General features: G+C 69.6%; 1 protein-coding gene (only partly in view). It reads right to left on the bottom strand.

From position 1 onward, the window contains the following. A protein-coding gene (locus DL990_RS33425; RefSeq protein WP_125801098.1) for a hypothetical protein crosses the window boundary here: on the bottom strand, window positions 1–14,474 show its start. The gene continues 19,411 nt to the left of window position 1, outside the view; 14,474 of the gene's 33,885 nt are visible here — the first part of the coding sequence; its start codon is at window positions 14,472–14,474; its stop codon lies beyond the left edge, outside the window.

Genomic DNA, 14,474 nt, shown 5'->3' with positions numbered 1-14,474 from the left:
TGGATCACCGTCGGCTTGTCCCATTCGGCAGCCCTGGAGACCTCGACGACCTCGAACGCCGACCCCGGCGGCAGGATGCTGCCGTCCTCCCGCGGCACGGCTCGGGCGTCGTCGATGACGAACGTGACGTTGCCCGGCCCGTCCCCGGCGATCAGCACGGTCGGTTCGGTGACGAACCGGCCCTTCCGGAACGCGTCCAGCTCGGCGGCCGAGCGCCACGTGGTCACCTTGATCCGGCTGGGCGGCCCGGCCTCGCGCAGGGCCCGCCGCCGGGCACGCACGATCTTGTCGCGGTGCGCCCGGGTGTCGCGGCTCGCCAGATCCGGCGCCAGCTCGTCCGCCTCGCTGACCACCTTGCCCAAGGCGAGCCGGTCCTCGATGCCGTTCGCGGCCGGGCCGTCGCCAGGGGAACCGGTGAACGGCGTGCCGATCCGGGTGGGCGTGGCTTCGCTCTGCCGCACCTTCACGTGCAGCTCGTCGCCGACCTCCGCGACCTTGAGGACGTCGAATTCGGTCCCCGGCGGAAGCAGGACCTCGCGTTCGCTGGGCCGGTTGGACGCCGAGGCGATGCAGGCGCCGTCGTGGACCAAGGCGGTGACGATCACCTTTTTGCCCTGGTACAACCGGCCCTCGCCCCGCATGCCGCGGAAGAAGCCGTGGTCGGTGTACCGCCCGTTCTCGACGAACAGTTCCTTGGCGGCCGCTATCGGCAAACCCATGACCCGGGTCACGACTCCGGTGTGACGGGCCGGGAAACGGGTCACCGCCGAGGCCAGCAGCCGGGTCAGTGGCGCCGCGTGGTCCGGGCTTTCCTTCCCCGCCAGGTAATTGTCGATGACCCCGGACTGCGTATGCGTGTACGCGCGGATGGCGGCCAGTTCCGCCGCACCCGTCGACGCCAGATGCGGGCTGTCCTTCAGCACCTGGGTGACCTGCTTCAGGTAGCCGGCCATCTTCTTCTGAGCGAGGAACTCCTGCGCTTCCTCCTCGGTGGCGAGGAAGCCGGGCTCCCGTTCGCCGCGCCGAAGTTGCCGTACCGGTTGAGGATCGTCTCCGACGAGCGCGCGGGCCCGGTCCGAGATCAGCTGGAGGTTGCGTGGTTCGAGGACGACGTCGCCGGTGATGGCGGCCGCGGTCATCAGGCCCGGCCCGGTGGCGACCCGGCCCGCGCCCACGGCGTGCTGGAAGACCGGAACCTCGGCGACCACGCGTTCGTCGAGGAAGTACTCGTCGTACAGGCCGAGGTAATGCCCGACCTCGTGCGCGAACTGGACCCCGGTCCCGTCCGATGGCCAGTGCCGTTGGTCGGCCGGTGTGCCGGGGCCGGTCACGAAGACCGTGCCGTGCGCGTCCTCGCGATCGGTGAACTCGACCTCGGCGAGCAGCTGCTCGCCGTCGGGCAGCCGGTAGCCCCGGTTGTACTGGTCGTTCACCGCCGCTTCGACCCGGGTCTTGAAGTTCGTGGTGTCCACTTCGGACTGTCCGCTGACGTCCAGCCGAAGACGGACCGTGTGCAGCCGGACCCGCACGGGTTCGTGGCCGTCGCGTTCGACCTCGAACCGGCGCAGGTCGTAGCCGATCGTCGCTCGCCAAGGTCGTCCCGACCGGTTCAACCCGCCGTCCTCGGACCGGACGGTCACCGCGGGCGTCTCCCGGTGCGAAGCGCCGATGTCCTGGCGAGTCACCGGATTCGCGATCCGGTGGTCGACGGACACCGCCGGATCCGCCGACTGCCACCACTGCCTCGTCGCGTCTTCACGCGTCCACGGCTTGCCAGCCTGACGGGTCACCGAACGCGGCGTCCCGCCGACCACGAGGCGCACCTCCGGATCGGCGGGTACCGGCGCGGCGAACAGCACCGCGACGGCGTTCAGGCCGTTCTCGAAGCCGTTGAGCGCCGTCAGGTCTTCGATCAGCTCGGACGGCGCGTTCCGTCGGAGCTGATCGCGCACCCTGTCCAGGGTGGCCGACGGCGGTACCCCATCCTGGTCCAGCTCGGCGGCCGCGAACGCCGACTCGAAACCGCCGGAAGCGGCGAACAGCGCGTCGGCCAGCGCCTCCGGATTCCGCATCAGGTCTTGGAACAGCGGGTCTTCACGCAGGGTTTGGACCACGACCGGCGGCGTGTCCACCAGTATGAGTTCGGCCAGCCTGCGCGGCAGCGGCGCGGTCCGGTCGTAGTCGAGGCCGCGCCACGGCGAGTCCTCGGCGGCGAACGGGTCCTGTCCACTGTGGATGATCGTCGCGACTTCGGCCAGCATGCTCCGCACCCGCTGCTGCGCAAGAAGTTCCAGGACCGTGTCGCGGGTCGGCGCCAAGGCGGACAGCAGCAGGGCGTCGTTGGCCAGCGCCCGCACCTGCCGGGAAAGCAGCCGGAGCCGTGACTGCTCCTCGGGGATTGTCGCGGCCTCCGCCCGCTCTTCCAGCTCTCCGAGCGCGTTGTCCAACTGCTCCAGGGGAAGGTCGAGATCGGGCCCCTGCCGGAGATCGCCGGTGCCCGCCAGCCGGGAGAACTCGGCGAGAGCGATGTCGAAATCCTTGTCGGACAAGCGGAAATGCGGCAGATCCGCAGTGATCTCGCGATAGCCCGCCACGATGTCCGCGGCAAGAGCCGGTTCGGCGCGACGCGGCGGGGCGGCCGGGACGGGACCCGTCGGGAAGGCCGCGTCGGACGGCCGGACCGTGATGTGGGACGCGCCGCGCCGGAGCGTGCGCTCGAGGTCGGTCGGCCCCTGGACCCAGCGGCCCGCGCCGGGGGCGGGTGCCCCCCGGACCGCCGAATACACGTCCTGCACGAAGGTCGTGCAGTTGTGGCTCGTCAACCGGTACGGCCGTCCCGAGAGGGCGAGCACCCGCCCCAGCCCCCGGATGACGTCGTTCGCGCTCACCAGGTATTCCGCGCTGTAGGTGGTGGGCTTGTCCCTCACCGGCAGCACGGAGACCGTGCCCGGCACGGTCGCCCACTGCGGTGAAGGAGGATCCTCCGGCGCGAAGTCGATGAGCGTCCCGTTGCCGAAGGGGTCGTGGATCTCGACCCAGGCATGGCCGGTGTACTGGGCGGCCACGTCCCGGTGCCGGGTCTTCACCTGGAACCGGAACACCGGCCGGTCCGCGTTCAAGACCCGCATCCGGTCGAGGGCGTCCGGGAGCCCGGAGCGCATGAGGTACTGAGCGACCGTGCGTTGCTGGACCACCTGGGTAGCCACGACCTGCTCGTTCAGCCAGTTCTGGACCGACTGCCCCGGCGGGATGCCGTCACCCGGCTCCGTCCGGGCATAACCGATCGTCGCCGACTCGGCCTTCGTGTCGTCCTGCAGGTAGGTGACCCGGATCGGTAGGTGGTCGAGCGCGAGGCCGTGGTCGACCGCGGCGGATTCCAGGGCGGTGCGCAGCGCGGCTTCCAGGTTCGTCCCCCGCTGGACCGCCAGATCGCCGTCCTGCCCACGCTTCACGACCATCGCGATCAGCCGTCCGGCGGGCGGCCGCGTCCGCAGTTCCTCCGCCAGGGAACGGACGAACCTCGACAGAGCGCTGAGGGCGACCGGGTCGACGACGTCCGAGCCGGGCCGGAAGAGCGCGTCCACGTTCGGGTCGAGCAGGTCGGCGTCGGCCTGCTCTTCGACGCCTCCGATCATCTCCCGCAGCCGACGGTCGAGATCTTCGGGCCCGGTCGTCAGCCAACCCGCCGACGGAGCGGGCGTACCGGTGGCGCGTTCGAACAACCCGCTCGCGAACCGCAGGGAGTTGAACGACAGCGCCTGATACGGGGTTCGCAGGTGCCGCAGCGAATGATCCAGGGCGCGCAACGCGTCTTCGGGCGAGACCCACACCTCGTAGCTCGCGGACGCGGTGTGCCCGGTGTCGCCGAGCCGCACCGCCGGGTTTTCGCCGTCGGGCCGGTAAAACCCGATCGATTCCTTGGCGCCGCTCGGCAGCACGAACTCCGCCCACGCGTGACCACGGGCGCCGACGAGCTGGGACAGCCGCGGCGCGGGGCCACCGGGATCGACCGACAACCGCATCATGATCGTCTTGACGTTCGACGTGTCCAGCGGCAGGTGCTGGTCGAGATAGGCGACCAGCGGCGAGGTGGCCCAGAGTCGCGGATCCTCACCGAGCCGCGTCGCCGTGCGGGACAACCAGGCCGTCACCGTCTCCTCCGGCAGGAGACCGAGTTCCGAGCGGAGGTCGCCGTCGTTCCGGACGAGCGCCAGTGTCACCGAGCGCCGCCGTTCCGCGGGGTCGGCCGAAGTCAGCGGCGGCAGGCTGTTCCGGTTCGCGGCCGCCGGCCTGATCGCCAAGGGTGCCTTGCCCTCCGGCGGAGCGGGCAGCAGTGGCCGCAAGGCCGCCGCCACCGCGTTCGCCCTGGCGAGCGCGGTTTCCGTCCGGCCGATCGTCGCGTTGCCGTAGCCCGTGACCTGGATCCATGGCGGCGGCTGCGAAGGATCGCTTGTCATCGCGTCGGCCGCCGCCGGTACCCACGTGGCGAAGCGACCTGCCGTGGCGAGGGAATCCTCGTTCAGGACACGCGAACCCTTGGCGAAGGTAACCACCGTGTCGACAGTCTCCGTGACCGCTTCGACCACCTCGTCGGGGTGCTCGGCGATCTCGACGAATTCGCCTTCCTTGTCCACGTTGACACCGGCGAGCACCTGGACGAGGTTGATCGTCTCGGTCGGCGCGTAGACCGTCCTGCCGTGGCCGCGTGTCTTCAGCTCCCGGCGGAAGTCGTAACCGCCGCCACCCGGCTCGTTGAGCTTGCCGGATTCGCAGGCAAGCAACACGATCGGTGCGTCCGGGCGCGACGCGAGTGCCTGCTGGAACCCCACGTCGTCGAGGACGAACGCGGCGAATTCGGCACCGGTGACTCGCTTCGGGAGGAAACGCCCGACCACCTTGATCCGGAACATGTTCGGGCCGGAATGGAGGAAAAGGAAGATCGGCTGTTTGGCGGCATCCGGGGAAACCCAAGGGGCGGGCCGTTTCACCGACGGAGCCGCCGTCGGCTGCGTCGAAGCCAGCTGTTCTTCCGTCTTCGGCAGCAGGACGTTGTATTCGACGACCGGCCGCCGGGCACTCATCGTCGCCCAGGTGGTGGCGATCTGGTCGTCGTTCTTCTTGGTGGGGAACGCGGTTCCGACGACCCTGTCGCCGGCGCCGACCATGGCCGCGGTGACGACCTGGACGGCGGAGGTGCTTTCGGTTGCCGGGGCGGGTCTGGACGGCGTCCTCGCGTCGAGGTCGCGGGTCGCCAGGAACTCCCCGTCCGCCGTCCGGACGATCCGGACCGGCCGCCGCCCGGCGGGACCGTATCCGAGGTCGTCCCCGTCCTCGGTCACCACGTGCAGCCGGACCCCGAAGGCCTCGGCGATCTTCGCCGCCGTCGTGTCCCGCAGCGTCGCACCCAGCTCCCGCAGTTCCGCCTGCCGTGCCGACGATCCGGGCGCGACCGCGGCGGCGAGCGCGTCCACCAGCTTCCCGGTCACCGGCTTTCCGTCGACCGGCACCACCGTCTTGCCCAGCCTGGACAGGGTCGCCCGCTGCGCGACGGTGAGGCCCGGACGCGCCTCCACCGGCCCGGCGGCCGCGGCGGGCGGTGTACCCGGCAGCTCGTCTTGGCCCGGGTCGGTCAGGCGGTAGCCCGGTCCCAGCTGGCTCTGCAGTACCTGCTGGATCATCCAGGTGTGGCGGGGCAGCAGCCGCGGCGTCACGCCGGGTTCCACCACGCCCTTGCCCATGATGCTTTCGTCGCCGGTGACGACACCGGTCGTGCCGTCGTCCTCGCGACTGAGGAACACCCGGTCCTTGTCGTGCTCTTCGTCGCCCGCGCCGAGGTAGTGGAGCAGCTCGTGGGCCAGTTCCTCCGGAGTGGCATCCGTTCGCCAGTTGGTCTGGGTGGTGCGTTCGCCGTCACCGGCGACGACGTCGTACGCGCGGTACCGGGGGTCGCCGTCCCGGTCGGTCAGCCGGTCGCCGGTGAACTCGACGCGGACGTGCAGCTGGTCGCCGTTCGGGAGGCCGTGACGGTTGTTGATCAGCTTCTCGATACCGACGGCGGCCCGCTCACGCAGCTGCGCGAGCTGTTCGTCGGAGACACCGTGGCCGGGGACGAGATTGATCGGCACGGTGAACTCCGTGACCCCGCGCCCGTCGACCTCGAACCGGCTGACGCCGTACCGGATCACGCCGTCGTATCGTTTGTCCTTTTCGGACAGCAGCGTGGTCAGCACGTCGGCGGTCTCGGTGGCCACCGCCCGCCTCGGCGTGGTCGCCCGCAGCGGCTCCCACTGAGCCGGGTCGAGCGGTTTCGCCACCGAGAACCAGGGCGCGTCGGTGGCCCGGCTGTGCCGCCACTTCTCGTCGTCGGGAGAACCCGGAGCCTCGGTGAGCCGGGTGAATTCGGCGTCGAGCGCGCCTTTCGCCAGCCACCAGGAATCTTGTTTGGTGTCCACGAAATCCAGCCATGCGGCCTGCAGCGAGGCCTGGGTGCGGACCAGCTGACCGATCGCGGCGATGCGCTGTTCCCGCGCCTCCTCGGCCTCGGTATGGGCGACGGCCAGCGCCTCCCACTGTTCGTCCAGCACCTCACGGAACAGGTTGCGGCGAAGCTTTGCTTCAGCCCGTTCCTGAGTCAGCCGCCGCACGTCGTCCGGCGCCTGCGCGTTGGCCAGTTCGGAGGAAAGGTTCCGGAAGGTCAGCGCGGCTTCCGCGGCTCCGTCGGCAAGATCGTCGAGGTCGCCGGTCTCGCCCGCCAAAGCGGCCAGCCGCGTCTCGGCGACGTCGGCGGCCGAGGACACCCGGCCGAACTCGAGTCGCGCGGCGACGGCGACGGTTTCCGCCTCCCGCAAGGCTTTCTCGGTCTCGCGGGCGAACTGGTGGTGCCGCTCTTCCAGCGTGCCGGGGCGTCGTACTCGTGCCGCGTCGACGGTGGCACTCCAGTCGACGACGACACCGAGCTTCTCGACCAGCTGCTCGGCCCGGCGGCGATGGCCCTCCGCCCCGACCTCGGCGTCGCGCCACGCCTTGGCGGTCCGCGCGACCCTTCCCTGACGTGCCTTCAGAACACGCGGCACCTTCTGGCCGGTGACGTCCGACAGCTTGTCGATCGGCATCCGCACGTCCGCCGACGCGGGCAGCGAAACGTCCACGACCTCCGTCCGGCCGTCGACCTTGACCACGATCCGGTAGTCCACGTCGAACCGCACCAGCGCGGTCCGCCCGACCGGTTTGAGATTCGCGACGGCGGACACCGTCGTACCGTCGACCGTGGCGTCCGCGGGCTCACTGGTCCAGCGCGCGTCGACGCCGGTGATCAGCCCGCCGATATTGCCCGACTCGTCGACCGGTGTGACCGTCGGCCCGGTGACGCCCATTTCCCCGACCTCGACGACCTTCCGCTCCGCCGAGCGGGCCACCGTCGAATTCGTCGGGTTCTCCAGGTTGACGCCGTCGCTCAGCGCGACCGTCCGCGGCGCGGCGAGCCGGGCGTGCACCTCGACGTCCGCCTTCTTGCCCCGTAGGACCGCCGCCTCGCGCAAGGTCGGCACGGGCAGGCTTCCCGTCGTCATGGCGGGCAGGAACGCCTGCAGCAGCTGAGGACTCAGACTCGACCAGAGCGCGTTGATCGAACCCGTGCCGTAGCCGGTGATCCCGCCGTCCGCCCCGGCCTCGGTGAGCGCGTCCCGCACGACCTTCCGCAGCCGCGCGGCGGCACGCACGGATTCGACCGACGCCATTTCCGGCAACCGGGTGACGGTGCCCTTCCGCCACCGCTCCAGCGCGGCGGGGGTGGCGTCCTCCGGCGACAACCCGACCGGCTCGGAATCCTCGCCGGTGGCCGGCCGTTTCCCGTTGTCAACGGTCAGGTTGTCGGCCAGCAGCCGGATTCCGAGCATCCGCTCGCCGGTGGCGGCGGCGGCGACGGTCTCACCGTCACGGCGCACTTCGAGGACGAACTCGACCGGGACGTCGAACAGCGCGGCCGGGCCGGTTCCGGTCCGCAGCTGCGTTTCCTGTTCGGTGAGGACCTCGGTAGTGGTGGTCGTCTTGACGGCGCCGATGCCCTTGGTGGCCGCGCCCCCGACCGACGTCGTCGTGTCACCGTCCTGGTATTTTTTCTGGCCGCCCGCTCGCAGCGCGGCCGACCACGACGTGGCCGTGCCCTCGGCCCGGATGGTCCGGACCGCACGGACGGTGCTGTGCTCGACGGTCCGGCCGTCGTTGACCACCTTCCGGAAAGCCGGGTCACCCACCGTTTTCGCGGTCAGCAGGAGCTGGTATCCGCTGTCGGTGAACAGTTTCGGCAGATGCGTGTGCAGCGGGATGCCGCCGTCGAGCGCGCTGTCCACCAGCCCCTGCACGCTGTCCGGCGAGACGAGGTCGGTCAGCCTCGCCCAGTTGTTCATCGCGTCGTCCAAGGACACGCCCGGCAGCAACGGCACGTTCGCGTCGGCCAGCTTCGCGGACAGTTTCGGCACGAGATCGGACAGGTCGGGCAGTTGCTCGACGGCACCCAGCCCCAGCGCTCCCGGTTTCTCCGTCGGCAGCGTCACGGGTGCCGCGAGCCGCTCGTCCCGCTCACGCGGACCCGCCGGTTTGGCCGGCAGGAGACCGTATTCGCGAGCCTGGTCTTCGGTGAGCCACACCAGTGCCGCGCCGGGAAGGTCGACGAACCGGGCGGCTCCCCGCGCGTCCGGGCGCAGCAAGGCGGTCTGCTGCCGCGCTTCGGCGAGCACGGTGAAGGCGATGTCGAACCGGGCCAGCACCCGCTGCGTGCCTGCCGCCGTGGTGACGTTGCGGTCGACGGTCGCGGAGATGTCGAGAGCGTCGGCCTTGGTGGTCGCCTTCGCCCAAGGTTTGGCGGTCAGGCCGCCGGTGGCGGAAGCGGCAGGATCGCCGGTGATCGAGCCGGTCACCGCCACACCGCCGGTGATCGCGGGCCCCTTGGTCTTGCTCTTGCCGCCGTCGAACCGGTAGCCACCCGAAGTGGACCGTTCCGCGGCCGCGTCGTCGGCCGTCTGGACGAAGGTCGGGTTGGCCAGCCGGGCGACGACACCGATCCGGCCGACCCGGTCGGCGAGGCGACGGCTGTGGACGAGGTCGGTGCTCACCACACCGTGGGTGAACGACCGCAGTGCCGCCTTGATGTTGTCGGTGCTCAGCATCGCCTGGACGCTGGTCCACGCGTCACCGCCGGGCAGCGCGAGCGCGCGGTCGCCGTCCGATGCTTCGACCAGCGCGTCCAGCGCCGCCGAACTGACATTTCCGGTGTGGGCGATGCTCTCCACGCCGACCCAATCACCGACGGTGGGCGGCGCGAGCGCCTCGAAATGGCCGGTGATCGACCGCGGCGGGTCGAGCTCGCGTACCCGGGGAGCACCCAGCGCGAACTTCGCCGGATCGGCGGGCAGCGTAAGGCTGTCCGACATCCACACCGTGAAGTTCGCCGGGAGCAGGACGGGACCGTCGCCCGATTCCTCGGGCGTCGCCCAGATCTGCCGGACGGCAGGCACCTGCGTCCCCGGCAGCCCGGGCAGCGTCTGCCGGACCATCGCGTGCGAACGCGAGAAACCGGTGATGGAGACGACGAACCGGCCCTCGTGCGCGAAACCTTCCGAATCGGCGCTGCCGATGGTGAGATACGTCGATTCGGCGACCGGTCCCGCGCCGGTCCGGGTGCCGCTACTACTGCCGTACTTCCCCGAAGCCGTCACCATGGCCCCGAAGGTCACCTTGCCCTCGGGCCCGGCCGTCCAGCCCTTGTTCGTCGCCGACGACGCGCCCAGCGCCGGACCGGTGGTCGTGGCGTTGCGGACCACGCGTCCCGTCGCCCGCCCGACATGCTCGACGCGCTTCGACTCCAGCCGGACCGTGATGGTGACGTGGTCCTGCCGGAAAGCACCCTCGCGCTTGAGGGTCACCGACACCCCGGCACCCAGCAACGCGTCCATGCGGTTGCGCAGGGCCAGCGGGGAAAGCGCCGTCTGCAACCGGTGCTCGTTGGCGAGCATCTCCAGCGTCCGCGCCGCGCCTTTGGCCTTGGCGCCCTCTTTCCGGTCCCAACCGGGCAGCAGATCGCTGTACCGGCCGCTCTCCCGGAACTTGCCGCGGATCTCCGTAAGCACGGCCTCGGCGCCGTCGAACTCGCCGACCCGCACATTGCCCGCCGCGAGCCCCGCGGCCAGATGCACGGACGGGAACTTCTTCGTCGTCGCCGGTGTCAGGCCGTCACCGGTACCGTCCGGGACCGGCAGTCCCTGTGCCGCGGCTTCGGCCATCCCCACCCTGGCGAACACCGTCGCCGTACTGGTGGTTTCCTTGCCGTCGAGTGCCTGCACCACGATCGTGGCTTCGAACCGGTAGAGGCCGATGTCTCCCTTGAGCTGGAGACCCGATTTCGCCGTCGAAGTCCGGCCGGACACGGCAGTGTCCACCGTCCGCGCGGAGTAGCCGACGCCGACTCCGGCCGCGACACGCACGCCCTTGACACCACCTCCGCCACCGAGCGCGAGGGAGGCGTCGAACCCGCGCTTCGTGAAAGCCGAAACGGTGGAACTGGTGGTCGCGGACTCGTGCAACCGCAGCTGCGTCTCTTTCGTCGGGCCGACCAGTTCGGCCTTGGTCAGCACGGCCTTCATCCGCACCGCCGCCACCTTGCCGCCGTCCGCGCTGAGCAGGGCGGGCGAGCTGACCCAGTCTTGCAGCATGGCGCCCAGGTTCTCCCGGATACCGGCGTTCCCGAGGAACGCGCGCAACGCGTCCCGGCCGGGGGCGCCGAACGCGGTGACCGACCGGTGCAGCAGCCCGGCCGTTCCGGTGAACACCTCGCCAAGGTCGGTGACCGCCTCGGGCACCGGGTTCTGGAGCTTGCGCCCGACTTCGGCGGTCAGATCCTTCGCGGCCAGCCCGGCCGGCGAAGTGAGCCGGAGCAGGTCGTCGGGGACGCGCAGGGTGACCTGTCCGGGCACCGCATCGCCCCGCGCGACCGCGTTGCCGGTGTGATCGTGGACGCTGACGGTGAACTCGACGTTCAGGCCCACCCGCCGGGATCCTTCACCGGAACGGATCGCCCGTTGGTCCGAAGTGGACACCGACACGGTCTGCGTCGCGCCGGGCGCCGCCAGCGCGGCCTTGCCGCCGACGGTGAGATACGGTCCGGTCGGCGCCTGGACGGTCACCGCCGCCCCGATGTCACCGGCACGGAGGACGGCGAGGTTCTCCGAGTTCGAAGTACCGCCCTGGACGGTGAGATCCGCCTTGGTCTTCTCCCTCGGCTCACTCACCACGTCGCCGCCGACGGTGGCCCGGATCCGGACCTCCCGCCAGCCCCTGTCCGTGCGGAGCGGGAAATACAGACCGCTGAGCGCGGATTCGAAATCGTCGTCGACGGCTTTCCCGATCGCGTCGAGCTGAGCAGGTTTGGCACCGGGCAGCAAACGGGCCAATTCGTCGCGGAGGGCGTCGATCCCTTCGACGGACAGGACCGGCGCCGAGCCGAGAGCCTGACCGGCGGCGAGGAACGGCGGCAGATCCGCGAGCGTCAGGTCCTGCTCGTCCTTGCCGGGCTTAGTGGTTTCGGTGGTCTCGGTGATTTCGACGGTGGTCTGGACGTGCGCCGGCAGCGGGTCAGCGAAAACGAGCCGAGGCGGCTGGCCGGGATCGAAGCGGATCAACGGTTCCGCGTCCTGCGCGCCTTCCTGATGGCGCTCGACGATGTCGTTGAAGATCTTTTCCTGGAACTCACCTTGGGGCGACCAGTACATATGCGCGCCGTGCTGTACGCCCATATTCCGTTTGGTCAGCAGCTCGACGACGTCGTTGTAATCGGACGTCGTCAACGACGCACCGTCGTCGACGCACCGGATGTGGTAGACGTCGTGATCGCCGGTGATCGGGCGGAATTCACCGCTTTCGGTCTTGGCCTGGACGATTTTGTCCACCACCAGATAGCGGCCCTGCTCCGCCAGCTGGTCCATCTCCTCCGCGAGCGCGGTGAATTCCGTACTCCGGTTGGCGAACCTGGCCTTGATCTTCTTCTGCGTGTCCGGCGGCAGGTCGGACAGATCATCCGGCAACCGCGGCTCGAAATAGCCGACCAGGCCGATGGCATCCGGCGAAGCACCCAACAGCGTGTCGAGTTCGCTGACCGTCTTGGCCTTGATGTCCTTCGGCTTCGGCACCGCGCCCTGTTCGAGCCAGCGCACCGAATCCGGATTTGTCGGCCGGACGTCGAACACCACGTTCGACCAGTTCGCCAGCCACTGGAACCGCTGCTGATTCACCAGCGGGAAACCGAACTCGTCGACCAGCCGCGTCGGAGTCAACGGCTCGCCACCGTCCGGATGCGGCGACGTCCACTCCTGTTCCCGCAGCGCCATCGGCCGCGGCGCGGGAGTCAGGTTCAGCTCCAAGCCGTCGAAAAGGTCCTCCACGAACGGCTTGCCGAGATCAAGCTCGATCGCGGGCGCCGGTTCTTCCCGGTCCTCGGTCTCCTCGACGACCTCGACGGATCCGGTGTCGGCGTCTTCGGTCACGGTCGGCTCGGTCACAGGCGGCTCGGCCTGAACGGGCGCCGCGGCCGCGGCCGAAGTCGAGCCACCGTCCTGCTCTTCCGACGTGGTGCGCAGCGGGGAGGGACGGGTCTGCGGCCGCTCCTCGTCCTCTGGCTGTTCCTCGTACGTTGACACTTCTTCGTACACCGGCGACGAGTCCTGGACCGCCCCGCCGTCGGACGAGGTCCGCACGGCGGTGGGTGCGGACCCCGCCTCCGAACTCGTCTTGACGTCCGAAGCGGACTTGGTCGCCGGTGCGGACTTGCCGTCCGAGACGGTCTTCGTATCCGAAGCGGACTTGGCAGCCGGAGTCGCCTTGGCATCCGAGGTCTTGGTGTCAGAAGGCGTATTCGTCTTGCTGTCAGCCGGAGCACGGGTGTCCGAAGCGGACTTCACGTCGGAGGCGGATGTCGTGCTCGGCGCCGCGGAACCGGCGCTCGTGGTGTTCGGCACGGACACCGGGCCTGAGCCCGTCGCGTCCGATCCGCTTTTGCCGTCAAGCGGCAGACCCGCCGAGAGGCCACCGGTCAGGCCGCTGAACTGCTCCTTGATCGACGTGACCGCCGAGTCGAGGGCCCGCTCCCCGATCCCTTCGAGTTTGTGGCTGACGGCGCCGCCGACCACGCCGCCGGCGAAACCCATCCCGTACTCGGCCGCGGACACCGATTCGCCGTTGATGGCGGCCATCGCCGCTTGGCCCATCACCCCGGAGACGCCCTCGAAGAGGAAGATCGTGCTGAACTCGGCGGCCCTGGCCACCATGTTTCCGCCGAGCCGGTCGGTCGCGTTCCGGGACAGCACGTCCGGCACCTTGTCGGTGAGCAGATCGACGGAGTCCTTGCCGATTTTGTCGGAATGCGGTGCGAGCACGTTGCGCAGGCTGTCGTTGAAGGCCCCGCTGCCGTCCAGGCCGTGCTTGCTCCAGTTGTCCACGAAGCTGTTCGCGTAGTCCCGGCCGAGCTTCCGGGCCGCGTCGTCACCGAGGGTTTTACCGAAGGCGGTGACGAACCGGTCGCCGACCTCGTCGCCGAAGCCCTCGACCGCCCGTTTGGTGAACGCGGTGGCCGGGTCGGTGAGTTGCTTTCCCGCCCGGTCGGTCAGTGTCCGGCCGATGTCGCGCACCCAGTTGTCGGCGAGTTCGTCGCCACCCGGCAGCTTGAGATCCTTGACCAGCTTCAGCAGATCGTCGGTGGCGATCTTGCTGAAGTCCTTGCCGAGCAGGCCGCCGATCTTGCGGCCCAGCTTCTCCCCGAGTTCGCCGACGGCGCCGCCGAGCACGCCGCCGACCGCACCCCCGATCGCCGTCTGCTTGGTGGAATCGCTGTCCCATTCGGTTCGTTCATGCTGCAGCCGTTGCACGGCGACATCGATGAGCAGCCCGCCGGTGACACCGATGAACACCTCGAACACGATCGCCCGTACGAGCATTTTGAACAGGGCGGTCAGGTAGCCACGGGTGAGGGCGTAATGCCAGGTGATGTTCGCGAGAGACGCGCCCGCAGTGACGGAGGCGAGAGCGTACTCCATCGCGATCTCGTAGGCGAGCAGGAAAAGCTGGCCGATCGCGGAAAACTTGGTGTACTCGACGTCCAGTGCGACCTTGCGGCAGCCGTCGGCGATCCCCTTCGTACCGGTGGCCAGTTCGTCCAGCAAGTTCGGCGCCCCGTTGGTGAGCGGGGCCATACTCTTGTCGAACGCGTCACCCGCCTCGGGCATCGACAGCTTCTCGTCGATCGCCCGTTTGACCCTGGCGATATCGTCCGGAAGCTCTTTCAGCAGTTCCGTGACCGTGTCGTATTCCTGGGCCGCCCGCCGGAACTTGTGCTGGTTGGCGGCAGGCCAGGAGACACCGAGGACCTCGAGAAGCGTCCGCGCCCACTCCGGCACATCGCCGAAGTCGCTGCGATCGACCTTGATGGGCAC

Origin of the sequence: Amycolatopsis sp. WAC 01416, assembly GCF_003947485.1 — a bacterium.
In the GTDB taxonomy this organism is placed as follows: domain Bacteria; phylum Actinomycetota; class Actinomycetes; order Mycobacteriales; family Pseudonocardiaceae; genus Amycolatopsis.
The sequence above is the reverse complement of the archived record's forward strand: the minus strand, read 5'-3'. Positions and strand labels throughout refer to the sequence as shown.